The sequence below is a fragment of the Microbacterium sp. bgisy189 genome, assembly GCF_965345345.1.
Taxonomy (GTDB): Bacteria; Actinomycetota; Actinomycetes; order Actinomycetales; family Microbacteriaceae; genus Microbacterium.
Genome location: NZ_CBDRMZ010000001.1, coordinates 214,078 through 236,357, shown reverse-complemented (window position 1 = coordinate 236,357; position 22,280 = coordinate 214,078). Strand labels below are relative to the sequence as shown.

20 protein-coding genes, 1 tRNA gene and 1 other RNA gene are annotated in these 22,280 nt (G+C 69.4%); 9 read left to right on the top strand and 13 right to left on the bottom strand.

Annotation, left to right across the window (positions count from 1 at the left end; genetic code table 11):
- Positions 1-5: 5 nt before the first annotated feature.
- From ACSF8R_RS01195 to ffs, 9 genes are all read right to left on the bottom strand, one after another.
- On the bottom strand, positions 6-2,561 hold the full coding sequence (locus ACSF8R_RS01195; protein ID WP_434810018.1) for a glycoside hydrolase family 65 protein: 2,556 nt from the start codon (positions 2,559-2,561) through the stop codon (positions 6-8).
- A 31-nt stretch (positions 2,562-2,592) separates the two neighbouring features.
- Complete coding sequence (locus ACSF8R_RS01190; protein ID WP_434810017.1) at positions 2,593-3,330, bottom strand: HAD family hydrolase; 738 nt, start codon at positions 3,328-3,330, stop codon at positions 2,593-2,595.
- Between the two features lie 66 nt (positions 3,331-3,396).
- Complete coding sequence (locus tag ACSF8R_RS01185; protein WP_434810016.1) at positions 3,397-4,641, bottom strand: acetate/propionate family kinase; 1,245 nt, start codon at positions 4,639-4,641, stop codon at positions 3,397-3,399.
- Positions 4,638-6,752 (bottom strand): phosphate acetyltransferase, encoded by a 2,115-nt coding sequence (gene pta / locus ACSF8R_RS01180; RefSeq protein ID WP_434810015.1) that lies wholly within the window; start codon positions 6,750-6,752, stop codon positions 4,638-4,640. Before pta ends, ACSF8R_RS01185 begins: the two co-directional genes overlap by 4 nt.
- 40 nt (positions 6,753-6,792) lie before the next feature.
- A complete protein-coding gene (gene panB, locus ACSF8R_RS01175; protein ID WP_434810014.1) occupies positions 6,793-7,656 on the bottom strand; it encodes a 3-methyl-2-oxobutanoate hydroxymethyltransferase in 864 nt (287 codons plus the stop codon).
- On the bottom strand, positions 7,653-8,045 hold the full coding sequence (gene panD / locus ACSF8R_RS01170) for an aspartate 1-decarboxylase (protein ID WP_434810013.1): 393 nt from the start codon (positions 8,043-8,045) through the stop codon (positions 7,653-7,655). The genes panB and panD overlap by 4 nt, the downstream gene beginning before the upstream one ends.
- A gap of 33 nt (positions 8,046-8,078) precedes the next feature.
- The gene (gene panC / locus ACSF8R_RS01165; protein ID WP_434810012.1) at positions 8,079-8,927 is read right to left on the bottom strand and encodes a pantoate--beta-alanine ligase; all 849 of its coding nucleotides are present in this window, start codon (positions 8,925-8,927) and stop codon (positions 8,079-8,081) included.
- Positions 8,924-9,676, bottom strand: coding sequence for a DUF2520 domain-containing protein (locus ACSF8R_RS01160; protein WP_434810011.1), 753 nt, complete (start codon positions 9,674-9,676; stop codon positions 8,924-8,926). Before ACSF8R_RS01160 ends, panC begins: the two co-directional genes overlap by 4 nt.
- 88 nt (positions 9,677-9,764) lie before the next feature.
- An RNA gene (gene ffs, locus ACSF8R_RS01155) (signal recognition particle sRNA small type) lies at positions 9,765-9,861 on the bottom strand.
- A 146-nt stretch (positions 9,862-10,007) separates the two neighbouring features.
- On the opposite strand from ffs, the gene ACSF8R_RS01150 reads away from it, so the two are divergent.
- The 3 genes from ACSF8R_RS01150 to ACSF8R_RS01140 are packed head-to-tail and all read left to right on the top strand — an operon-like array spanning position 10,008 to position 14,550.
- Positions 10,008-10,997, top strand: coding sequence for an AAA family ATPase (locus tag ACSF8R_RS01150; protein ID WP_434810010.1), 990 nt, complete (start codon positions 10,008-10,010; stop codon positions 10,995-10,997).
- Positions 10,998-11,042: 45 nt separating this feature from the next.
- Positions 11,043-12,290 (top strand): DUF58 domain-containing protein, encoded by a 1,248-nt coding sequence (locus tag ACSF8R_RS01145; protein ID WP_434810009.1) that lies wholly within the window; start codon positions 11,043-11,045, stop codon positions 12,288-12,290.
- A complete protein-coding gene (locus tag ACSF8R_RS01140; protein WP_434810008.1) occupies positions 12,280-14,550 on the top strand; it encodes a transglutaminaseTgpA domain-containing protein in 2,271 nt (756 codons plus the stop codon). Before ACSF8R_RS01145 ends, ACSF8R_RS01140 begins: the two co-directional genes overlap by 11 nt.
- A gap of 62 nt (positions 14,551-14,612) precedes the next feature.
- Here ACSF8R_RS01140 and ACSF8R_RS01135 read toward each other — a convergent pair whose 3' ends face one another.
- Both ACSF8R_RS01135 and ACSF8R_RS01130 read right to left on the bottom strand, forming a co-directional pair.
- Positions 14,613-16,028, bottom strand: coding sequence for a dicarboxylate/amino acid:cation symporter (locus tag ACSF8R_RS01135; protein ID WP_434810007.1), 1,416 nt, complete (start codon positions 16,026-16,028; stop codon positions 14,613-14,615).
- A 201-nt stretch (positions 16,029-16,229) separates the two neighbouring features.
- A tRNA-Ser gene (locus tag ACSF8R_RS01130) sits at positions 16,230-16,321 on the bottom strand.
- Positions 16,322-16,433: 112 nt separating this feature from the next.
- Between ACSF8R_RS01130 and ACSF8R_RS01125 the strand changes: the two genes are divergently transcribed.
- The 4 genes from ACSF8R_RS01125 to ACSF8R_RS01110 are packed head-to-tail and all read left to right on the top strand — an operon-like array spanning position 16,434 to position 18,188.
- Positions 16,434-16,970, top strand: a complete 537-nt coding sequence (locus ACSF8R_RS01125; protein WP_434810006.1) for a PadR family transcriptional regulator — start codon at positions 16,434-16,436, stop codon at positions 16,968-16,970.
- Entirely contained in the window at positions 16,967-17,257 is a 291-nt protein-coding gene (locus tag ACSF8R_RS01120; protein ID WP_434810005.1) for a hypothetical protein, read from the top strand. Before ACSF8R_RS01125 ends, ACSF8R_RS01120 begins: the two co-directional genes overlap by 4 nt.
- On the top strand, positions 17,248-17,625 hold the full coding sequence (locus ACSF8R_RS01115) for a hypothetical protein (RefSeq protein ID WP_434810004.1): 378 nt from the start codon (positions 17,248-17,250) through the stop codon (positions 17,623-17,625). Before ACSF8R_RS01120 ends, ACSF8R_RS01115 begins: the two co-directional genes overlap by 10 nt.
- A gap of 23 nt (positions 17,626-17,648) precedes the next feature.
- Positions 17,649-18,188, top strand: a complete 540-nt coding sequence (locus ACSF8R_RS01110; protein ID WP_434810003.1) for a hypothetical protein — start codon at positions 17,649-17,651, stop codon at positions 18,186-18,188.
- Here ACSF8R_RS01110 and ACSF8R_RS01105 read toward each other — a convergent pair.
- The gene (locus ACSF8R_RS01105) at positions 18,173-18,691 is read right to left on the bottom strand and encodes a hypothetical protein (protein WP_434810002.1); all 519 of its coding nucleotides are present in this window, start codon (positions 18,689-18,691) and stop codon (positions 18,173-18,175) included. The two genes, ACSF8R_RS01110 and ACSF8R_RS01105, sit on opposite strands and share 16 nt — an antisense overlap.
- Positions 18,692-18,856: 165 nt before the next feature.
- Here ACSF8R_RS01105 and ACSF8R_RS01100 point away from each other — a divergent pair, with 165 nt between their 5' ends.
- Both ACSF8R_RS01100 and ACSF8R_RS01095 read left to right on the top strand, forming a co-directional pair.
- Positions 18,857-20,080: a sensor histidine kinase gene (locus ACSF8R_RS01100; RefSeq protein WP_434810001.1), complete on the top strand. Its 1,224-nt coding sequence runs from the start codon at positions 18,857-18,859 to the stop codon at positions 20,078-20,080.
- Positions 20,077-20,706, top strand: a complete 630-nt coding sequence (locus ACSF8R_RS01095; protein WP_434810000.1) for a response regulator transcription factor — start codon at positions 20,077-20,079, stop codon at positions 20,704-20,706. Before ACSF8R_RS01100 ends, ACSF8R_RS01095 begins: the two co-directional genes overlap by 4 nt.
- Before the next feature lie 25 nt (positions 20,707-20,731).
- Here the strand turns inward: ACSF8R_RS01095 and ACSF8R_RS01090 are convergent, their stop codons facing one another.
- Entirely contained in the window at positions 20,732-22,234 is a 1,503-nt protein-coding gene (locus ACSF8R_RS01090) for a SulP family inorganic anion transporter (protein WP_434809999.1), read from the bottom strand.
- Positions 22,235-22,280: the final 46 nt, after the last annotated feature.

Here is a 22,280-nt window from a genome sequence, read left to right as displayed (position 1 = left end):
CGGTCTCACCTGCCGGAGTCGTGGTCGTCGGGCGCACGGACGTCGGCGACCGTCTCGACCGGGCTGAGTCCGTCGTCGATCGTCGGGATCGCCGTCGTCGCGGTGCTCGTTGGCACCGACGCCGACAGGCGGGAGCCGTCATCACGACGCGACTCGGCGAGCATGCCGAGCGTCGGACGCCCCGCGATCACCGGGCCCTGGCCGTCGAGCGGGACGGTCAGGGTCTGACCGGCGACCGCGGTGTAGGCGGTGCCGCGCACGCTGAGCTCGACGTCTTCGCCCTCACCCGCCGCGATCGACAGCTCGTCGGCTGTGAGCGATACCTTCAGCTGGGTGCCGCGCCAGTGCAGCGTGTAGGCGAGCGAGTCCCATCCGGCAGGCAGACGCGGGTCGAACGACAGCTCGCCGTAGTGGTCGCGCATGCCGCCGAAACCACTCACGAGCGCCGTCCACACCCCGCCCGCACTCGCGACGTGCACACCGTCGGACGCGTTGTGGTGCAGGTCGCCGAGGTCGACGAAGATCGACTGCTCGAAGTAGTGCTCCGCGAGCTCCTGATAGCCCACCTCCGCCGCGAGGATCGCCTGCACGACCGCCGACAGCGTCGAATCCCCCGTGGTCAGCGGGTCGTAGTACTCGAAGTCGTTGAGCTTCTCGATGGGCGTGAAGTGGTTGCCCTGCAGGAACAGCGCCAGCACGACGTCCGCCTGCTTGAGCACCTGGTAGCGATAGATCACCAGCGGGTGGAAGTTCAGCAGCAGCGGGCGCTGCGAACGCGGCGTGTTCTCGAGATCCCACACTTCGCGCTCGAGGAACACCGCATCCTGGGGGTGGATGCCGAGGGCCTCGCTGTACGGGATGTGCATCGCCTCTGCCGCAGCATCCCACGCATCCGCTTCAGCGGGGTCGAGCGAGAGCCGGTCGAGCATGGCGACGTACTCGTCGGGCGCGTCCGCCGCCATCTCGCGCACCGTGCGCGCTGCGAACCGCAGGTTGAAGCGAGCCATCACATTCGTGAAGAGGTTGTCGTTGACGACCGTCGTGTACTCGTCGGGGCCGGTGACGCCGTGGATGTGGAACGTCTCGGGGTCGCCGTTCTCGGTGAAGCGCCAGAAGCCGAGCGTGGCCCACAGGCGGGCGGTCTCGACGGCGATGTCGACGCCCTCCCGGTACAGGAACTCGGTGTCGTCCGTCGCCCGCACGTACTTCGCGAGCGCGAAGCTGACGTCGGCGTTGATGTGGTACTGCGCGGTGCCGGCGGCGTAATAGGCCGACGCCTCCTCGCCGTTGATCGTGCGCCACGGGAACAGCGCACCGGCCTCGTTCAGCATCGCCGCGCGGCGGCGGGCGGCAGGCAGCATGAGGTACCGCATGCGCAGCGCGTTGCGCGCCCACTGCGGCGTCGTGTACGCGAGGAACGGGAGGACATAGATCTCGGTGTCCCAGAAGTAGTGCCCGCTGTAGCCCGAGCCGGACACACCCTTGGCGGACACACCCAGGCTGTCGGCGCGCGCGGCAGCCTGCGCAAGCTGGAACAGGCACCAGCGGGTCGCCTGCTGCAGATCGTCGCGACCACCGATCTGCACGTCGGAACGCTGCCAGAACGCTTCACACCAGGCGGCCTGCCGCTCGAACGGCGTGTGCACGCCCTCGCCGAGCACGCGGTCGAGCGTGCGGCGCCCCCGGTCGACCAGTTCGCGTGCGGGCACGCCGCGCGACGTGTGATAGCTCACGAGCTTCGTGACGGTGACCGGCACGCCCGCCTTCGCCTGCACGCGGAACACGTTCTTGGCGATGTCGGGTTCGACGAGGGTGCGGGCCGAGTACTCGTTCTCGGTCTCGATGACGTGGTCGGCGACGAGCGCGAGGGTCATGCCCGACTCGGCGACGCGGTACGCGAGCGCGGAGCGCAGGCCGTCTTGCCAGTACTCCTGCGGTTGCAGCACCCGCTCGTGGAACTTCTCGGTCTTGCGGGGGTCGAAACCCGCCGCCGCATGCGGCTTGGGCGTGCCGCCGTAGACGTCTTCGCCGTCCTGACGGTTGATGAGCTGACAGTTGACGGTCACCGGCGCGTCGGCGTTGAGCACCGTGACGGTCACGCGCATGACGGCGAGGTGCTTCTCTTCGAACGACACCATGCGGTCGAAGTCGATGACGACGTCCTTGCCGCTGGGGGTCATCCACCGCACGTGCCGGGTGAGCACGCCGGTGCGGAAGTCGAGCACGCGCTCGTACTCGCGCACATCGGCGACGTCGAAGGCGAGCGGTTCGTCGTCGACGTAGACGCGCATGACCTTGGCATCCGGCGCATTGACGATCGTCTGGCCGGTCTCGGCGAACCCGAACGCCTGCTCGGCGTGGCGGATCGGGAACACCTCGTGGAACCCGTTGATGAAGGTGCCGTGCTCGAGGGCATGGCGACCTTCGGGGTGATTGCCGCGCAGACCGAGGTAGCCGTTGCCGACGGCGAAGATGGTTTCGGTCACACCGACGTCGTCGAGCGAGAACTCGGTCTCGACCAGACGCCACGGGTCGACGGGGAAGCGATCGCGATCGATCATCACAGGCCTCTCGAGTGGTGACGGGGGCGGGTCACGCCACGTAGGCGGACAGGTCGTCGATCACGACATGCGCGCCACTGGCGATGAGCGTATCGGCACCGGCGCCACGATCGACACCGACGACGAGACCGCAGCCTGCGGCGGCGGCCGACTGCACACCGGAATGGGCGTCCTCGAAGGCCGCGACGCGGGCAGGGTCGAGCCCCAGTCCGCGGGCGCCCGCGGCGAACATGTCGGCGGCGGGCTTGGAGGCGAGGCCGTCGCGCTCGGCGACCGCACCGTCGACGACCACCGGGAACCTTTCGCGGATGCCGGCTGCCCGGAGCACCTCTTCGGCGTTCTTCGAGCTGGAGACGACACCGACCGGCATGCCGGCACGCTGGAGCATGTCGAGGAGCGCCAACGACCCCGGGTAGGGCTGGATGCCTTCGCTGCGCAGCACTCGCGTGAAGACCTCGTTCTTGCGGTTGCCGATGCCGCACACCGTGTCTTCGGCGGGCGCGTCGGACGGGTCGCCCCACGGCACCTCGATGTCGCGGGAGCGCAGCAGGCTCGCGACCCCGTCGTAGCGCTTCTTGCCGTCGAGGTACTCGAAGTAGTCGCGTTCGGTGTAGGGCGGCGAGACGTCCCACGCAGTGAACAGTTCGGTGAACATCGTCTGCCACGCGTGCATGTGCACGTCGGCCGTTGGGGTGAGTACGCCGTCGAGGTCGAACAGCACGCCGTCGAAGGTCAGGAGGTCAGGCAGGTCGGTCGGATCTGAAGACACCTGGCCACTGTAGCCGTGTGGTGTTTCGTGTGTGTGAGCGTGCTGTTCCCCGGGCGCGTCGCGGGCTCAGCCGGCCACCTCGAGGGTCTGGCGGGCGATCTCGAGCTCTTCGTCGGTGGGTACGACGAGCACCGTGACGGGCGAGTCGTCGGTCGAGATGACGCGGATGCCCCGACCGCGCTCATCGTTGCGGGCCCGGTCGAGGTGGATGCCGGCGAATCCGAACGTCTCGAGCGCCGCTGCGCGCACGGGAGCGGAGTTCTCTCCCACTCCCGCGGTGAACGAGACGACGTCGACGCCGCCGAGCTGGGCGAGGTAGGCACCGAGGTACGCGCGGATGCGGTGGATGTAGACGTCGAAGGCGAGCGTCGCGAACGGCTCCATGTCGCCGCGCCGCTGCACGATGTCGCGCATGTCGGAGACGCCGGCGAGCCCCTGCAGACCGCTGTTCTTGTTCAGCAGCGCGTCGAGATCGTCGATCGACATCCGTGCGCGGCGGGCGAGCTGGATCACGACCGCCGGATCGAGGTCACCCGAACGGGTGCCCATGACGAGGCCCTCGAGGGGCGTGAGCCCCATCGACGTGTCGATCGAGCGGCCGCCGTCGATCGCCGTCATCGACGCACCGTTGCCCAGGTGCAGCACGATCTGCCGGAGGCTCTCGAGCGGGCGACCGAGATGCGCCGCGGCGGCTTCGCTGACGAACTTGTGGCTCGTGCCGTGGAACCCGTACTTGCGGATGCGGTGCGCCGCGGCCAGTTCGCGGTCGATCGCGTAGGTGTATGCCTCGGGCGGCATGGTCTGGTGGAAGGCGGTGTCGAACACGGCGACGTGCGGCACATCGGGGAACGCGGCGCGCGCGGCGCGCATGCCCTGCACGGCACCCGGATTGTGCAGCGGCGCAAGACGGGCGAGGTCTTCGATGTTGATCTCGACGCCGTCGTCGACGAGCGTCGGTTCGAAGAAGCGCACGCCACCGTGGACGACACGGTGCCCGACGGCGACCGGCGCATGGTCTGCGAGCGACGGCCCTGCCTCGTCGAAGGCGCGGAGCATGAGCGCGAAGCCCGCCGTATGGTCGGCGATCGGCTCGTCCCACGAATACTCGGCATCGGTCACCGTCGGCGCGGGGCCCTCGCCGGTCGAGCCCTCACTGGCGAAGGCTGCGGCGTGCACCGTGTGATGGGCGGCACCGTGTCGCTGCCCGATGCGTTCGACGAGGCCCGACGCGAGCACCTGCTCGGTCGCCATGTCGAGCAGACGGTACTTGAACGACGACGAACCGCTGTTGACGACCAGGACGATGCTCATGCGGCACCCGCCGAGGTCTGCGCCTGGATCGCGGTGATCGCGATCGTGTTGACGATGTCTTCCACCAGCGCACCGCGGGAGAGGTCGTTGATGGGCTTGTTGAGGCCCTGCAGCACCGGTCCCATCGCGACGGCGCCGGCAGAACGCTGCACCGCCTTGTAGGTGTTGTTGCCGGTGTTCAGATCGGGGAAGACGAACACCGTCGCCCGTCCAGCGACCTGCGACCCCGGCATCTTCGCCTTCGCGACGGCGGCGTCCGCCGCGGCGTCGTACTGGATGGGGCCCTCCACGAGCAGTTCGGGCGCACGTTCGCGGACGAACGCGGTCGCCTCGCGAACCTTGTCGACGTCGGCACCCGACCCGGACTCGCCCGTCGAGTACGACAGCATGGCGATGCGCGGATCGATGCCGAACTGCGTCGCGGTCGCCGCGGATGAGATCGCGATGTCGGCGAGCTGCGTCGAGGTGGGATCGGGGATCACAGCACAGTCGCCGTAGACAAGCACGCGGTCGGCGAGCGCCATGAGGAAGACACTCGAGACGACCGAGACACCGGGCCGGGTCTTGATGATCTCGAACGACGGCCGAATCGTGTGCGCCGTCGTGTGCGCCGCCCCCGAGACCATGCCGTCAGCCAAGCCCAGGTGCACCATCATCGTGCCGAAGTACGACACGTCGGTGACGGTGTCGGCGGCCTGGCCGAGCGTCACCCCCTTGTGTGCCCGGAGCCGGGCATACTCTTCGGCGAACTTGTGCACGTGGACCGCGTCGAACGGGCTCAGCACCTGCGCAGCACGCAGGTCGAGGCCGAGTTCGAGTGCGCGGTTTCGCACCTCGATCTCTTCGCCGAGGATCGTGATGTCGGCCACACCACGTGCGAGCACGGTCGCCGCGGCGCGCAGCACACGGTCATCGCCGCCCTCGGGCAGCACGATGCGCTTGCGGTCACCGCGGGCGCGCTCGACCAACTGGTACTGGAACATGAGCGGCGTGACGACGTCGCTCGTCGCGACGCCGATCGATCGCACGAGCTCGTCGGTGTCGACGTGCTGCTCGAACAGGCTCAACGCGGTGTCGTACCGGCGTTGCGAATCGGCGGCGAGCCTTCCCCGCGTGTGGACGATGCGTCGGGCCGTCTCGTAGGTGTCGAGGTCGCACGCGAGGATGGGCAGCGACGAAGTGAATCCGTCGATCAGACGGTCGACGGGTTCGGGGAGGGCGAATGGTCCGTTGAGCACGATGCCGGACAGCGCCGGGAAGGTTCCCGACGCGTGCGCGAGCACGGTCGCCACGAGCACATCGGTGCGGTCGGCGGCGATCGTCACGATCGCGCTCTCCGACAGTCGCGGCAGCACATTGTCCATGCCCATGCCTGCGACGACGACGTGCAGCACCTCACGTGAGAGCAGCGCCTCATCACCCTTCAGCAGTCGGGCATCGAGCGAACGCATGACGTCGCGCACCGACGGCGCGACGAGGTAGTCGTCTTCGGGCACCGCCCACACGCCGACGCCGCGGTCGGCGGCATCGGCATCGACGACCGCGCGGACGGCGGCGACGACGGCATCCGTTTCGTCGGGCGCCGCCCGATTGACGATGACGGCGAACAGGCCGGCCCGCTCATGCGCGATCTCGCCGAGTGCGAGCGACGTGAGGTGCCCCATCTGTGCGGGCGTGCGCGCACCCTCGCCCTCGGAGCGCTGCCCGCTGAGCACCAGCAATACCGGTGCGCCGAGGTTCGCGGCGATGCGCGCGTTGTAGCCGAGCTCTGCGGGACTGCCGACATCGGTGTAGTCGCTGCCGACGATGACGACCGCGTCGCACTGCGCCTCGACGGCCTTGTAGCGCTCGACGATGCGGGCGAGCGCCGCGTCGGGGTCTGCCCGCACTTCGTCATAGGTGGCACCGATGCAGTCGTCGTACGCGAGGTCGACACCGTCGTGGTCGAGGAGCATCTCGAGCACGTAGTCGCGCTCCTCGGTCGAGCGGGCGATCGCCCGGAACACGCCGACGCGGGGCGTGGCGCGGCTGAGGGAGTCGAGCACGCCGAGCGCGATCGTGGATTTTCCCGAGTGACCTTCTGCCGACGTGAGGTAGATGCTCTGTGCCACGGTTCCAGTTTAGGGCGACCTCATCGGGACGCGCCCGGGACTATTCGCCCAGCACCTCGCCGAGCCGGTCGGCTTCGCCCGGGCGCATCGCGTAGGTGTGCTCGGATGCCGGATAGCGACGCTCGCGTACGTCCGCGGCGTACGCTGCGACGCCGGCGATCATGTCGGCGCGCAGGTCGGCATAGCGGCGCACGAACCGCGCCTGCGGGCCTTCTCCGAGCCCCAGCAGGTCGTGGAAGACGAGCACCTGACCGTCGGTCGCCGCGCCCGCGCCGATGCCGATCACGGGCACGCGCATGACGGGCATGATCGCCTCGGTGACTTCTGCGGGGATCGCTTCGAACACGATCGCGACGCACCCGGCATCCTGCAGCGCGAGCGCATCGTCGCGCACTCCTCGCGCGTCTTCGGCGGTGCGACCCTGCGCGCGGTAGCCGCCGAGCGCGACGGCCGTCTGCGGTGTCAGCCCGACGTGTCCGACGACGGGAACACCCGCCCGCACGATCGCGCGGGCACGGTCGACGGTGGCACCACCGCGTTCGACCTTGACGGCGTCGCAGCCGGTCTCCTTCGCGAACCGCAGCGCCGTCGCGACCGCCTGCTCGTCGCTGGCTTCGTACGAACCGAACGGCAGATCGGCCACCAGCAGCGGCGTGGACAAACCGCGCCGCGCTGCGCGGGTCAGCATGATCATCTCGTCGACCGTGACCGGGACGGTGCTGTCGTACCCGAGCACAGTCATGGCCGCGGAATCGCCCACCAGGACGACATCGACCCCGGCGGCCTCTGCGACCCGCGCACCCGGATGATCGTAGGCGGTCACCATGACGATCGGCTCGCCGCGCGCTTTCAGCGCCGCCAGATCGCCCAGCGACCGGCGCTGCGGCGCCCCGTGCGTGCTCATCGCGCTCCCGCCAGGGCGAGCTCGGCGACCGCATCGTCGACGGCCACGATGCAGTTGTTGCGGTCGACGTGTACCACGACAGGCTCGTAGCCCTCGAGGTCTTCGGCGGAGTAGTCGGCGTAGGAGATGACGATGACGGTGTCCCCCGGGTGCACGAGGCGTGCGGCCGCACCGTTGACCTGTACGGCGCCCGAGCCCCGCACGCCCTCGATCGTGTACGTCTCGAAGCGAGAGCCGTTGTCGACGTCGACGACGTGCACCTGCTCGTGGGGCAGGATGTCGGCGGCTTCGAGCAGGTCGGGGTCGATCGTGATCGATCCGACATAGTTCAGGTCGCTCGCCGTGATCGTGGCGCGGTGGATCTTCGACTTCAGCATGGTGCGTCGCATCGGGCGGTCCTCTCAGGTGGTCGTCTGTGGCGGTCAGTTCGGCCGCAGCACGCAGTTGTCGATGAGGCGTGCGCCGCCGACGCGAGCGGCGACGGCCAGCAGCCCCTCTTCCTCGACCCGATCCAGCAGTCGCAGGTCGTCGGTCGCACGCAGTTCGAGATATTCGGGCTCGATGCCGGCGTCCGCCAGGACAGCGGCGGCCGCGGCGACGAGCACTGCGGCATCCCGCTCCCCCGCCTTCGCTGCGGCGTCTGCGGCGGCGAGCGCCCGCTGGAGCGCGGTGGCCTGCACACGCGCAGCCGGGTCGAGGTAGACGTTGCGGGAGCTCATCGCGAGTCCGTCGGGCTCACGCACGATCGGGCACGCCTCGATGCGCACGGGGATGTCGAGGTCGCGCACGAGTCTGCGCACCACGAGCACCTGCTGTGCGTCCTTCTGCCCGAAGAAGGCGACATCGGGGGCCACCATGCCCAGCATCTTGGCGACCACGGTCGCCACCCCGTCGAAGTGCTGCGGTCCGCGGGTCGCACCGCACAGCACGTCGGTGATGCTCGAGACGTGGATCGTCGTCGAGAATCCGTCGGGGTACACCTCGGCGGGTTCGGGCGCGAAGAGGATGTCGACGCCTTCACCCCGCGCCATATCGGCGTCACGCTGCTCGTCGCGCGGGTATGCGCTCAGGTCTTCACCGGCGGCGAATTGCGTCGGGTTGACGAACAACGACACCACGACGAGGTCGGTCTGCGTTCGGGCGACCTGCATGAGGGACAGGTGTCCGGCATGGAACGCACCCATCGTGGGGACCAGGCCGACGATGCGCCCCGCTGCGCGCGCCTCGGCGACCGCGACGCGCACCTCGTGCACCGTGCGGATGATCCTCATCGTGTGTCCCTCTCAGCCGCAAGGACTCGCATCCGTGTCGTCAGTTCGTCGAAGAGCGGCACGAGGTCGGGGGTCGAGTCCTGCAGCGCGGCCCGCTGGCGTGCCACCGTCCTCTCGTCGCCACGAACGACCGGGCCGGTCAGTGCGGCCGCGCCGGTCGCGATCCAATTCTCGACGGTTCGTCGCACGAGCGGGGCGAGCGCCGTCCGCGAATCCGGAACACCCGCCGCGTCGGCCGCGCGCTCGGCGGCGTCGAGCAGCGCGACGAGCGCGTTCGACGCGAGCGAGGCGGCCGCGTGATACCCGGCGCGCTGCTCGTCGGCGATCTCGAACGGGTGGGCGCCGATCATCCCCGCCACGAGCACGGCGGCCTGGAGGGCCGCATCGGTTCTTCCGGCGACGGCGCACGCGGCACCTGGGAACGCGTCACCGGACTCGTCGCCGGTGATCGTCTGCAACGGGTGGATGCCGAAGTCGACATCGTCGAGTCCTGTCGCGCCCGAGGTGTGCCCCACCAGCGCGCCGGGCACCTGCCGGGCCTTGGCCGCGGCTGTCGTGATCTGCTCGTCCGGCACACAGAGGAGCACGACGTCGGCAGCCGGTACCGCGTCGGTGCGTCCGACAGGCCCGTGCACCTCGCATCCGGACGCGGTCAGGGCGCGCGCCAGCACCCGACCGAGACGGCCGGGTCCGACCAGGGCGATGCTTCCGGTCGAGGTGCTCGTGGACTGCGGCGAAGAGGTGCTCATGGCGGTGTGGCGGCGACGCCTCCCCGAGTCTGGATCCTGCGGCCCACGAAGGCAACTCCGTGACGACACGATCCGGGACTCGGGGCAAAAAGAAGACTCTCCGCGAACCCGGCAGAGCCCGGTTACCCTTGCTACGTTTCCGTCCTGGGGGAGTTGGCCTGGATGCCGCCTCGCGGAGAGCTGCGACCAGTCTAACAAGATCTCGAGGCCTCCTCCTCCCGGCGATCACCCAGCCGGCGACACCCCGCTGCCACGGGCCCCGGGCTACGATCGAGCCAGCGGGGCATCGACGCGCCGCAACCCGAACGCACGGCTGACCCGAGGGGGACGCATGTCAGACCCGTCCGCAACGTCGATCACGAGGGACTCGTTCGCCGAGGCGACCGACGCCATCGTCGAATCCGTCACCCGGGTGATCGACGGCAAGCCGGATGCCGTGCGGGCCGCGCTCGTGTGTCTGCTCGCGGAGGGCCACCTGCTCATCGAAGACGTGCCGGGCGTCGGCAAGACGATGCTCGCGCGTGCACTGGCCGCATCGGTCGAAGCGACCGTGCGCCGCATCCAGTTCACGCCAGACCTGCTGCCGGGCGATGTCACCGGCGTGAGCGTCTACAACCCCGTCGACCGCGAGTTCGAGTTCAAGGCGGGCGCGATCTTCGCGCACATCGTGATCGCCGACGAGATCAACCGCTCCTCCCCCAAGACGCAGTCGGCGCTGCTGGAGGCGATGGAAGAGCGGCAGGTCACCGTCGACGGCACGAGCCACGTGCTGCCCGAGCCGTTTCTCGTCGTCGCGACGCAGAACCCGCTCGAGATGGAGGGCACCTACGCCCTGCCCGAAGCACAGCGCGACCGCTTCATGATGCGCATCTCGATGGGCTACCCGGATGCCGCCGACGAAGCGCTCATGCTGCGCCAGCGCGACACCGTCAACCCGCTCTCGCAGCTCTCGCCCGTCACGACGTCGCCGCGGGTTCGCGAGATGATCGCCTTCGCGCGCAGCGTGCACGTCTCCCCCGCGGTCGAGGAGTACGCCGTCGCGCTCGCCCGCGCCACGCGCCAGCATCCCGACCTTCGCCTGGGCGCGAGCCCCCGTGCGACGCTGCAGCTCGTGCGTGCCGCGAAGGTGTGGGCGGCCCTCGACGGACGCGAGTTCGTCATTCCCGACGATCTCGCAGACCTGCTCGAACCGGTGCTGGCGCACCGCATGATCGCCGCACGCGGCGCGGGTGTCAGCCGTGGCCGTTCGGGGGCCGACACGATCCGCGCAGCGCTCGAATCGATCGCCTCGAGCGTGCGGGTGCCGCTGGCGACGCGATGACACGCTGATCGGCGGCCAGCACAGACGAGGACTGGGGACGAACGCATGAGATGGCTGAAGTCGTGGCCGCTGACCCTTCGGGGCACCGGCGCCGTCGCGCTCGCCGTCACCGCGTTCGTGCTCGCCCACGAGTTCAACGTGACCGAACTGCTCTATGTCGCGGTGCTGCTGCTCGCGGTGACGGCGGCGAGCGTCGCGACGCTGTATCTGATCCGGCGCACCGAGAAGATCATCCGCGCGTTCCACCCCGACGTGGCCACAACGGGCGAAGACGTCGATGTGCGCGCACGGGTCGAGATCCGCTCCGCGCTGCCCATGACACAGGGACTCTGGGAAGACCGCATCGATGCCGGACTCAGCGGTGACGCGACCGGCGTCCTCCCCGCGATCGGGTCGGGCATGGGATCGGATCGTGTCGTCGAACTGCGCTACCGCATGCGCGCCGTCCGCCGAGGCGTGCGCATGGTCGGCCCGCTTTCGGTGTCGGCGACCGACCCGTTCGGATTCGCCCGCCGCCGCCACACGATCGGCGAGCCGACGCCGCTGACGGTCGCGCCCGCCATCGTCGACCTCGGGCCGCTCACCGAACTGCCGGGTGAAGCCGGGGGCAGTCTGCACTCCGAGACCAACGAGCTGGGCCAGGGATCTGACAACCTCATCCCCCGCGCGTACATGTCGGGCGACTCGATGCGCCGCATCCACTGGCGCGCGAGCGCCCACCGCGACGAATTGATGGTGCGGCAGGAGGAGCAGGAATCCACACCCGAGGCGATCGTCGTCTTCGACCGCAGCCGCAGGCGATTCGCGCCGGTCGCCGCGCAGACCCCCGGTGAGGACCCCGCCTTCGAAACGGCGGTCTCGGCGTTCGTCTCGGCCGTCTCGCGCCTCGTCCACGAGGGATACCTCGTGACCGTCATCGACGCCGACGGGACCGAGTTCGCCCCGGCGATCGACAGCGGCGACACGATCGAAGTCGAAGGGCTCGCCGTCGCCGCCGCGACGATCGTCAGCCGCGGTGACACAGCCGCAGAAGACCTGCTCCGGCTGTTCGCCGGCACCATCACGGGCCCGCTCGTCCTCGTCACCGGCTCGCTCGACGACCGCGACGCCGCCGTCCTGCCCGCACTCGCGCACCACAGCACACTGCCGATCATGCTGGCCGTGGGCGCCGCCGACGCACAGATCGCCAGGCAGCACGAAGGCGGCTGGCACGCGGCATCCGTCCCGGCCGGCGCCGACCTCGCCGCCGCCTGGGATGCCGCCCTCGACCGGAGGTTCTCCCGTGTCCGCTGACGGCAGTCCCGACCGCCGCGCACCGACCCGTGGCGGCACGACGCGACTCGCGATCGGCCTGTTCGCAGCGCTGGCCGCCGCGATCGTGCCGCTCACCGGCGTCATCGAGGTCGCCGGCTGGCTGTGGCAGTCCGTCTTCGTCGCGGGCGGACTGCTCGCGGCCGGCTGGGTCGCGCGCCGCCTGCGTGTGCCGACGGCGGCCGTGACGATCATCGAACTGGCACTGTGGGTCGTCGCGATCACGTTCATGTACTTCCGCGACACCGCCTGGTTCGGTCTGGTTCCCACCGTCGACACGCTCCGCGAAGTGCCCACGATGGTCGAAGTGGCCACGACGCAGATCATCATGGGCACCGCCCCACTCGAACCGACGGCACCGATGACGGCCCTCATCGTGACGGCCGTCGGCATCCTCACGATCGCGCTCGACCACGTCGTCATCACCGCGCGGATGCCGCTGCTGGCGACCGTGGCCCTCATCGCGGTGTGGGTGATTCCCGCCGTCGCCGTGCCCTCGGGCGTGAACGTCCTGTCGTTCGCGCTGTTGTCGGCGGCCGTGCTCTACACGATCCGGGCCGAGACCCGCACGAGGGAAGCACCCGGAACGGGCCGCGGCGGTGTCACGGCGCTCGCGGCGGGCATCGGCGTCGTCGCCATCACCGGATCGCTCATCACGACCCCGATCCTGCCCGAACCCGTGCTGAGCGCGACCGGCCCCGGCACCCTCACCACGATCGATCCGACCCTCGAGCTGGGCGATGATCTGCGCCAGCCGGCCGAGACGCCGGTGCTGCGCTACCGCACCAACGCGACCGACCTGCCGTATCTGCGCATCGCCACCCTGTCGACGTTCGACGGCGAGGTGTGGCAGCCCGATCGTCAGCGCACCGCCCAACTCGAAGACAGCGCGTTCGAGGAGGTGACGGCCGACGAAGGCGTGCGGGTCACCGAATACGAGACGACGATCGAAGTCACCCAACTGTCGTCGGCGTGGGCTCCGATGCCGTTCCCGGCCGTCAGCGTCGACGGCCTCGAGGGATTCTGGCGCACGATGGCCTACAACCGCACCGTGCTGACCTCGCAAGGCAACATCCGCGGCCAGGCCTACACCGTCACGACACATGTGCCGCGCCCCACGCGCGAGCAGATCCAGGACAGCGAGGCGGGCATCACCGAGACCCGCCTCGACCTCACCCAGTTGCCCGGCGACACCCCGGCGATCATCGAAGAGCTCGCGCGCGAGGTGACCGCAGACGCGACGAACGACTACGACCGGCTGCGCGCACTGCAATCGTGGTTCCGCGGACCCGAGTTCACCTACTCGCTCACGGCCCCGGTGCAGGAGGGATTCGACGGCACGGGTGCCGAGGCGCTCGAAGCGTTCCTGCAGGTCAAGGCCGGCTACTGCGTGCACTTCGCCGCGGCATTCGCGACGATGGCACGGTCGCTCGACATGCCGGCGCGCGTGGTCATCGGCTTCCTGCCCGGCGGCTACACCGGCGAGATCGAAGAGGGGCAGCGGGTCGCCGAGGCGACCACCGCGCAGCTGCACGCGTGGCCCGAGGTGCACTTCCGGGGCATCGGCTGGGTCGGCTTCGAGCCGACGAAGAGCCTCGGCAACGAGACGACGTTCCTGCCCGAGTCGGTGACCGCTCCCGACACCGGTGGCGAAGACATCGCGGGACCGACGCCGACGGCGGCAGCGACACCCTCCGCATCGGCCGCTCCGCTGGACCCGCAGGACCCGGCCGGCAGTGCCGACGCGCTCGGCGGTGGCCGGCTCGTCGACCTGCGTCCGTACCTGTTCACGCTTGGCGGGCTGCTGGCCGTCGCTGCCGCGCCCGGCCTCGCGCGCCTGGTCATCGAGCGCAGACTTCGACGGCGAGCAGCCGCCGGCAGCGTCGCCTCGGCGTGGCGCATCGTGCAGAACACCGCCATCGATCTCGGGGCCCCCGCGCCCGCCGCCGAGTCACCCAGGGTGTTCGGGCGCCGACTCGTGAAGCTCGGCGCCAAGCGCGCCGAAGTCGACCGACTCGTCGAAGCCATCGAACACGCCAGTTACGCGCCCGGCGACCGCCCGTCCGGCGATGCGCTCGTCGACGACGCGATCGCCGCGCGCCGAGCGATGCTCGACTTCGCCGAGCCCGCGCTGCGCACCCGCGCACTGCTGCTCCCGCGCTCGCTCGTCGTGCGGCCCGGCTCCGCCTTCGCCGCCGCTGCGCAAGTGCGTCGGACGCCGTCCTTCCTCACCGCCGAATAGCAACGCGGCGGGGACGACGAAGGGGACGCCGGAGTTCCGGCATCCCCTTCGCGTGCGGAGCCTCAGCTGCGAGTGGCAGGGGCCTCGTCGGCCTCACGCTCGGGCACGTCATCGCCCGAGTCGTCGGCGAACGGCTCGCCGTCGCGCGGCGCGTCATACAACTGCTGGTCGAGGATGCCCTCTCGCTTGGCGACGATCGTCGGCACGAGCGCCTGGCCCGCAACGTTGACGGCCGTGCGGCCCATGTCGAGGATCGGGTCGATCGCGAGCAGCAGGCCCACGCCCTCGAGCGGCAGCCCCAGGGTCGACAGCGTCAGGGTGAGCATGACGGTCGCACCGGTGGTGCCGGCCGTGGCCGCCGAGCCCACGACCGAGACGATCGCGATCAGCAGGTACTGCACGAAGGTCAGCTCGATGCCGAAGAACTGTGCGACGAAGATCGCCGCGATCGCGGGGTAGATCGCCGCGCAGCCGTCCATCTTGGTGGTCGACCCCAGCGGCACGGCGAACGACGCGTACTCGCGCGGCACACCGAGGTTGCGCTCGGTCACGCGCTGGGTCAGCGGCAGCGTGCCGATCGAGGAGCGCGACACGAACGCGAGCTGGATCGCCGGCCATGCGCCGGAGAAGTACTGCCGGATCGACAGGCCGTTGACCTTGAGCAGGATCGGGTAGACCACGAACAGCACGAGAGCCAGGCCGATGTAGATCGCGACCGCGAACCACAGGAGCGTCGTCAGCTTGCTCCAGCCGTAGGTGACGACCGCGGAGCCGATGAGACCGAGGGTGCCGAGCGGTGCGATGCGGATGATCCACCAGAGCACACGCTGCACGACCTTGAGGAACGATTCGGTGAACGCAACGAACGTGTCTGCCCGCTTGCCGAGCTTGAGTGCGGCGATGCCGACCGCGACGGCGATCACGATGACCTGCAGCACGTTGAAGCCGACGGTCGAGGTCAGCGCGCCGGCTTCGTCGGCACGTGTCGAGACGGTCAGTCCGAGGAAGTTCTGCGGGATGAGACCGAGGAGGAAGTTCCACCACGTGCCCACCGAGGACGGCGCCCCGGTTTCGAGCTGCGTCTGGTCGACGCGCGCGCCTGGCTGGATGGTGACGCCCAGCACGATGCCGATACTGACGGCGATGAGCGCCGTGATACCGAACCACAGCAGGGTCTGACCCGCGAGCCGGCCGGCGTTGGTGACGTTGCGCAGCTGCGTGATGCTCGCGACGATCGCCAGGAAGATGAGCGGGACGACCGCGACCTTCAGCAGCGTGACGTACGAGCTGCCGATCGTCGAGAGCGTCGCGGCGAGCGCGTTCGCGTTGCCGTCGGCGTCGGTGCCCAGCTGCAGCGCGAGCAGGCCGAGCAGGATGCCGGCGACGAGGCCGAGGGTGATCTGGAAGCCGAACGAGCGGTAGAAGGGCTTCTTGGGCTTGGGCGTGCGCGCGGGGGTCTCCGCGATGGTGGAACTCACGAGTGTTTCTCCTGGGGGTGGCGCAGGTGCTGCGTGCCGGTGGTGCGATACGACGCTATGCGCCGTCGCGCGTCGAATGCACGTGCATGACGCCTGATGACAACGCCCTCGCTTGCGCACTTTGTTCCCAATCGCGGGAAGCGGATCTGCACGCGCAACGAAAGAGCGCCTCACCCCGTCGGGGGCGAGACGCTCATCTCGTGGCGGAAGTGACAGGATTTGAACCTGCGAGGCGAGTTACCCCGCCTACATGGATTCCAGCCATGCTCCTTAGGCCGCTCGGACACACTTCCGTCGGAGATCCTATCACTGGCCGCATCGGCACCCGTCGCCCGCGCTCCCCCTTGACTGACATCACTCCAAGGGATATCTATATCTCTCAGAGGGATATCGGAGGTGGTGTCGATGCCGTTCGTCATTCTGGGCCTGCTCCTCGACGGTCCGCAGTCGCTGTACGACCTGCGCAAGCGGTTCGGCGCGGGCATCTCGCTGTTCTACAGCGCGAGTTTCGGCGCCCTGCAGCGCGCCCTACGGCAACTCGTCGACCAGGGCGACGTGACCGTCTCGGACGACACGAGCTCGGCCCGAGCCCGCAAGCTCTACGCCGTCACGCCTGCAGGGCAGACCCGATGGCGCGAGTGGATGCGGGAGCCGATCGCCGACACCGCGGATGCCGAGACCGTGATGCTCGCAAAGGTCTTCCTGCTCGGCCGGCTCGACACGGCAGACCGAGACACGGTCATCGACCTCATCCGAACGCACGCAGCGCAGGCGCAGGCGAAGCTCGATGCGCTGGCCGTCGAGGTCGATGCCGCCGCAGTATCCGTTCCCGCAGAACATCTCGAGGTGTACGCGTTCCAGCGTGCGACCCTCGACTACGGCCTGCGCGCCCACGCACTCATGCGAGCCTGGGCCGACGAGCTCGGACGCGTGACGCCGTGACCACCGCCCGTCGCTCACGACGCCCCCTGTTCGTGATCGCGGCCGTCGGCGCGGCCCTCGTCACCGCGATCTTCGCGACCGTCGGCGACGGCGTCGCGGTCGAAGCGGCCACGGGGGTGCGTGCGGCGATCGTCGACCACGGGCACACCCTGGTGTGGGCGCTGCTGACCGTCGCATTCACGATCGCGGCGGTGCGCGGCGGGTGGGTACGGCCGGCCGGCGCCGTGGCCGTCACCGCGGCGATCGTCTACGCCGTCTTCTTGTTTGCGGTGTTCCTGTGGCCGTGATCGCCGCCTGGATCGCGGTCGCACTCCTGACAGCGCTGGCCGGGCTCCAGGCGTGCGTCGCTGCGGGCGCCCCGTGGGGACGGTTCGTGTGGGGTGGTGGGCACAAGGTCCTCCCCCGCCACCTGCGCATCGGCAGCGCACTCTCGGTCGCGCTCTACGCCGGTTTCGCATGGCTGCTGCTGGCCCGGGCCGGGGTGCTCGCGGGCGGATCGGGCGCCTTCGCCGGGGTCGCGGCGTGGGTCCTGTTCGGGTACTTCTCGGTCGGCGTCGTGATGAATCTGGCATCCCGCAGCCCCGCCGAGCGCTGGACGATGGCGCCGGCCTGCCTCGCCCTGGCGCTGCTGACCTGGATCGTCGCGGCGTCGTGAGCGGAGCAACGCACAATGGTGTCATGGATCACACGGCGACCCAACGCACCTTTCGACTCACGCTCGGATCGCTGAACCAGGAGGAGCTGACGAGTGCGTTGCGGCATGCGGGCGTGCAGCTCAATGCACATGCCCGCACCCTGCTCGATCAGATCGACGTGCAGGATGGCGCGGGCCAGTCCTTGACGCTCACCGAAGTCTCCGTCGCAGACCTCGGACTCTCGGAGGGTGGGTCGTTGAGCGCTGTGTTCGCCGCGGCCGAGGTGCGCGGATTGGGGCCGTGTCCGGCCGCGACCGCTCCGTATCTGCGGTTGGCGTGGAGCGATCAGCGCCCATCCTCGGACGCCGAACTGTCGGCGGGGCGCGCACCCGATGGGTCCGTGACGGTCGCCTCACCGCCGCCGAGCGCCGACGACGAAGACCCGAAGGGCTTCTACCTTCGGGTCCTCGAGGGGGTCTCCTGGCTGCGCGGATACCGCTGCGACGACGAGCACCGGTGGGCGGCGACGGATCGATTCGTCTTCTGTCAGGCCAAGACGGTGCCTGCTCAGCGCGTGATGTAGACGCCGAGCGAGGCCAGGACGCCGAACACGGTACCCCAGAGGATGATCGAGACGATCTGCCACACGATGACCGTGTTGCGGTTCGCGCCGAACGACACCATCGCCGCCGAGGTGATCTGGCTCGGAAGGATGGTCTGGCCGAGCAGGCTCACCCCCGGCACGCCGAAGCGGTCGAAGGCGCGACGCAACTTCTGCCGACGGGCAGACTCCTGCGCAACGGGCTCATGCTCAGCGATGGCCACACCGCCTGCTCCGGCCGTCGTGCGGCGGCCCGCGACGACCTTCTCACGCACACGCGATGCCGACATCACGAACGCGAGCATCGAGATGACGTTGCCGACGACGGCTGCCGCGACCGCAACCACCGGCGGCAGACCGATGACGACACCGATGATCGCGCCGAAGTAGGACTCGACGAACGGGATCGCAGCGACGAGCATGACGGCGAGCCATTGGATGTAGGTGGGGAAGGATCCGGCGAAGTCCTGCAGCGCCTCGATCATGACGTGTCCTCTCGGAGTCGTGGGCCGCGCCGGAGGGCTCCGGAGCGGGCGATGTGTCCATCCTTCGAGACCGTCGCCGTCGGCGGCAGTGGCGCGATGTCACCTGCTGCCCGTCGATTTCGCACGTCGGACGATGACATTTGTCACTGCTCTACGCTCGGTGCCATGAGCCCCGACCGGCGCCCCGCGCGTGACAGTTCGCGCAGCGTGCGCTCCACCTGGCTGTACACGCTCGCGTCCTTCGTGTTCTTCGTCGGCTTCTATGCAGCGTTCATCGCGCTGCTCATGTTCGACAACCTCGCCGGCGCCGACGAACCGAACACGCCACTGGTGACCACGGTGATCGTGCTGCAGCTCGTCGCCGGCGCCGTGCAGGTGCGGTTCTGCTGGTTTCTGCAGGTCGGGCGCGGGGGCGGCCTGCCGCATCCTGCATGGGTGACGGCGCTGCTGGCGAGCGCGATCGCCGTCTGGACGATCGGGTTGTTCACACCTGAGACCGCGCTCCTTTCGGGTGCGGCACTGTGGACGGCGATGTGTCTCATCGCGAGCCTGTTCCCCCACCCGTGGCGCTGGACGACGGTGCTGCTGGGCGCGTTGGTGTTCGCAGGCCACATGGTGCTCGCCTCGTCCACAGGTCAGGTCGCCGCCGCCCCCAATGTCACGCCGATGATCGTGTACGGCATCGCGATGCCGTTCATGCTCATTTCGGGCCTGTGGTGGTGGCAGATCGTGGTCGAGCTCGACCGCCACCGTCGCTCGGCCGGACAGCTCGCCGTCGCGCAGGAGCGACTGCGGTTCGCCGCCGACCTGCACGACATCCAGGGACACCACCTGCAGGTGATCTCGCTGAAAGCCGAACTCGCCGAGCGGCTGCTGGCCGCCGACGTCGAGGCCGCGCGGGAGAACATCCACGAGGTGCGCACGATCGCCAAGCAGGCGCTCGAAGAGACCCGATCCCTCGTCGCGGGGTACCGGCAGGTGTCGCTCGACGACGAGCTCGAGAACGCGCGCGAAGTGCTGACAGCCAGTGGCGCGCGATGCCTGCTGCGGCTGGGCGACCTGCCGACGGATGCCGCCGTGCGCGGCGCACTCGCGTCCGTCGTGCGCGAGGCGACCACCAACATCCTGCGCCACAGCGAGGCGAGTGAGGTGACGATCGTGGTGGATGGCGGAGCCGACGGCTGGGTGATCGAGATCGTCAACGACGGCGTCAGCGACGAGCCCGGCGATTCGGGCGGCTCCGGTCTCGCGGGCATGCGTGAGCGGGTCGCGGCGGCGGGTGGCACGCTGGTCAGCGGCGTCGCGCAGGGCCGGTTCCGCCTTCGAGCGGCGCTCCCGGACGCGCCACCGCTCACGGTCGGGCCGACGGCACCGGGCGGTGCGGCGTGAGCGGCACCGCGACGCCAAACCCCGGCATCCGCCTGCTGGTCGCCGACGACGAGCACCTCATCCGCGGCGCGCTCGTCGCGCTGCTCTCCCTCGAGCCCGACATCGAGGTCGTCGCGACCGCCGAGAACGGCTCGATCGCCGTCGAGCAAGCCCTCGAGCACCGCCCCGACGTGTGCCTGCTCGACCTCGAGATGCCCGAGGCCGACGGGTTGGAGGCGGCGACGCGGATCCTCGCCCGCGTCTCGACCAGGGTGGTGATCGTGACCCGGCACGCGCGCCCGGGCGTGCTGCGGCGAGCCCTCGCGTCGAAAGTGTCGGGGTTCGTCCCCAAGTCGACCCCCGCCGAGGAGCTCGCCGATGTCATCCGGGCTGTCGCGGCCGGCAAGCGCTACGTCGATCCTGAGATCGCGGCGACCGCATTGTCGGCGGAGCGCTGCCCGCTCACCGACCGCGAACTCGACGTGATGCGCCACAGCCGGTCAACGCTGAGCGTGCAGCAGATCGCCGATCGCCTGCACCTGGCGCCCGGCACGGTGCGCAACTACCTGTCGTCCGCGATGACCAAGCTCGACGCCGCGTCGCGGCACGAGGCCGCCGAACGCGCGTGGCAACAAGGCTGGATCTGACACCGAGCTCCCGCTCACGCATTGATCAGTCAGCGCCGAGCCCGCCCGTCAGCCGTTCATGGAACGCCCTCGCCGAGGCGTTCATGCCGACGAGCTCCACCTCGATGTCGTAGCGCCGATACTTCGTCGTGATGGCGTCGAGCGCAGCGACGCTCGACGCGTCCCAGACGTGTGAGCGGGTGAGGTCGATCTGCACGCGCTGCGGATCCTGCGAGTACGCGAACTGGGTCGTGAGGTCATTGCTCGATGCGAAGAACAATTCGCCGTCGACCCGGTATCGAGCGAGCTGCCCGGCATCCGTTTCGACGACCTCGCGCGTGACGGTCGTGAAGTGCGCCACGCGGCGGGCGAACAGAACCATGGCGACCACGACCCCCGCGCCGACACCGATCGCCAGATTGTGGGTCCAGACTGTCATGGCGACGGTGCTGAGCATGACGATCGTCTCACCGAGCGGCATCCGTCGAAGTGTGCCCGGACGCACCGAGTGCCAGTCGAACGACACGATCGACACGACGATCATCACCGCCACGAGCGCCGCCATCGGAATGACCGCGACGACGTCGCCGAGCGCCAGCACCAAGACGAGCAGGAACGCACCGGCGACGAACGTCGAGATGCGGGTGCGGGCTCCCGACACCTTCACGTTGATCATCGTCTGGCCGATCATGGCGCACCCGCCCATGCCGCCGAACAGTCCGGCGAGAATGTTCGCACCACCCTGCCCCAACGCCTCGCGAGTCTTCGAGGAGTGGGTATCGGTGATGTCGTCGACGAGCTTCGCCGTCAACAGCGATTCAATGAGCCCCACGAGCGCCATCGCCAGTGCGTATGGGGCAATGATCTGCAGTGTCTCGAGCGTGAACGGCACGTCGGGCAGAAACGGAATCGGCAACGCATCCGGCAGTGCGCCCTGGTCGCCGACGGTCGGCACGTGGATGCCGAAGACGACGACCACGACGGTGAGGACCACGATCGCGACGAGCGGCGCCGGCACCGCGCGCGTGAGCTTGGGAAACAGCCAGATGATGGCCAGGCCCGCGGCCGTCAGCGGATACACGGCCCACGGCACATCGATCAGCTGCGGCAGCTGGGCGGTGAAGACGAGGATCGCGAGCGCGTTGACGAATCCGACCATGACCGAACGCGGCAGGAAGCGCATGAGCTTTGCGACGCCGAGCAGCCCGAACGCGAGTTGGAGGATGCCGGCGAGGATCACGGTCGCCAAGAGGTAGTCCAGCCCGTGGTCGCGCATGACCGGCGCGATCACCAGCGCCACGGCGCCGGTCGCCGCAGAGATCATCGCCGGTCGCCCACCGAGGAACGCGATCGAGACCGCCATCACGAACGCGGCGAACAGGCCGACGCGCGGGTCGACGCCGGCGATGATCGAGAACGCGATCGCCTCGGGGATGAGTGCGAGGGCGACCACGACGCCGGCGAGCACTTCGCGTGTCAGCATGCGCGGACTGCGCAGCGCCTGCAACACGGTCGGCTCGATGCGTGGGTGCGCAGCGGGTGCGGGCATGACGAAGCTCCGGAGAAATCGGGGGCGGGTGCGCGGGCGAGTCTAT

What these genes read in the sequence shown, in the direction of transcription:
- ACSF8R_RS01145 (WP_434810009.1), top strand. Translation starts at nt 11,043, where the DNA reads ATGAGATGGCTGAAGTCGTGGCCGCTGACCCTTCGGGGCACCGGCGCC.
- ACSF8R_RS01160 (WP_434810011.1), bottom strand. Translation starts at nt 9,676, where the DNA reads ATGAGCACCTCTTCGCCGCAGTCCACGAGCACCTCGACCGGAAGCATC.
- ACSF8R_RS01100 (WP_434810001.1), top strand. Translation starts at nt 18,857, where the DNA reads ATGAGCCCCGACCGGCGCCCCGCGCGTGACAGTTCGCGCAGCGTGCGC.
- ACSF8R_RS01195 (WP_434810018.1), bottom strand. Translation starts at nt 2,561, where the DNA reads ATGATCGATCGCGATCGCTTCCCCGTCGACCCGTGGCGTCTGGTCGAG.
- panB (WP_434810014.1), bottom strand. Translation starts at nt 7,656, where the DNA reads ATGAGCACGCACGGGGCGCCGCAGCGCCGGTCGCTGGGCGATCTGGCG.
- ACSF8R_RS01105 (WP_434810002.1), bottom strand. Translation starts at nt 18,691, where the DNA reads ATGATCGAGGCGCTGCAGGACTTCGCCGGATCCTTCCCCACCTACATC.
- ACSF8R_RS01185 (WP_434810016.1), bottom strand. Translation starts at nt 4,641, where the DNA reads ATGAGCATCGTCCTGGTCGTCAACAGCGGTTCGTCGTCGTTCAAGTAC.
- panD (WP_434810013.1), bottom strand. Translation starts at nt 8,045, where the DNA reads ATGCGACGCACCATGCTGAAGTCGAAGATCCACCGCGCCACGATCACG.
- ACSF8R_RS01090 (WP_434809999.1), bottom strand. Translation starts at nt 22,234, where the DNA reads ATGCCCGCACCCGCTGCGCACCCACGCATCGAGCCGACCGTGTTGCAG.
- ACSF8R_RS01110 (WP_434810003.1), top strand. Translation starts at nt 17,649, where the DNA reads ATGGATCACACGGCGACCCAACGCACCTTTCGACTCACGCTCGGATCG.
- panC (WP_434810012.1), bottom strand. Translation starts at nt 8,927, where the DNA reads ATGAGGATCATCCGCACGGTGCACGAGGTGCGCGTCGCGGTCGCCGAG.
- ACSF8R_RS01125 (WP_434810006.1), top strand. Translation starts at nt 16,434, where the DNA reads ATGCCGTTCGTCATTCTGGGCCTGCTCCTCGACGGTCCGCAGTCGCTG.
- ACSF8R_RS01150 (WP_434810010.1), top strand. Translation starts at nt 10,008, where the DNA reads ATGTCAGACCCGTCCGCAACGTCGATCACGAGGGACTCGTTCGCCGAG.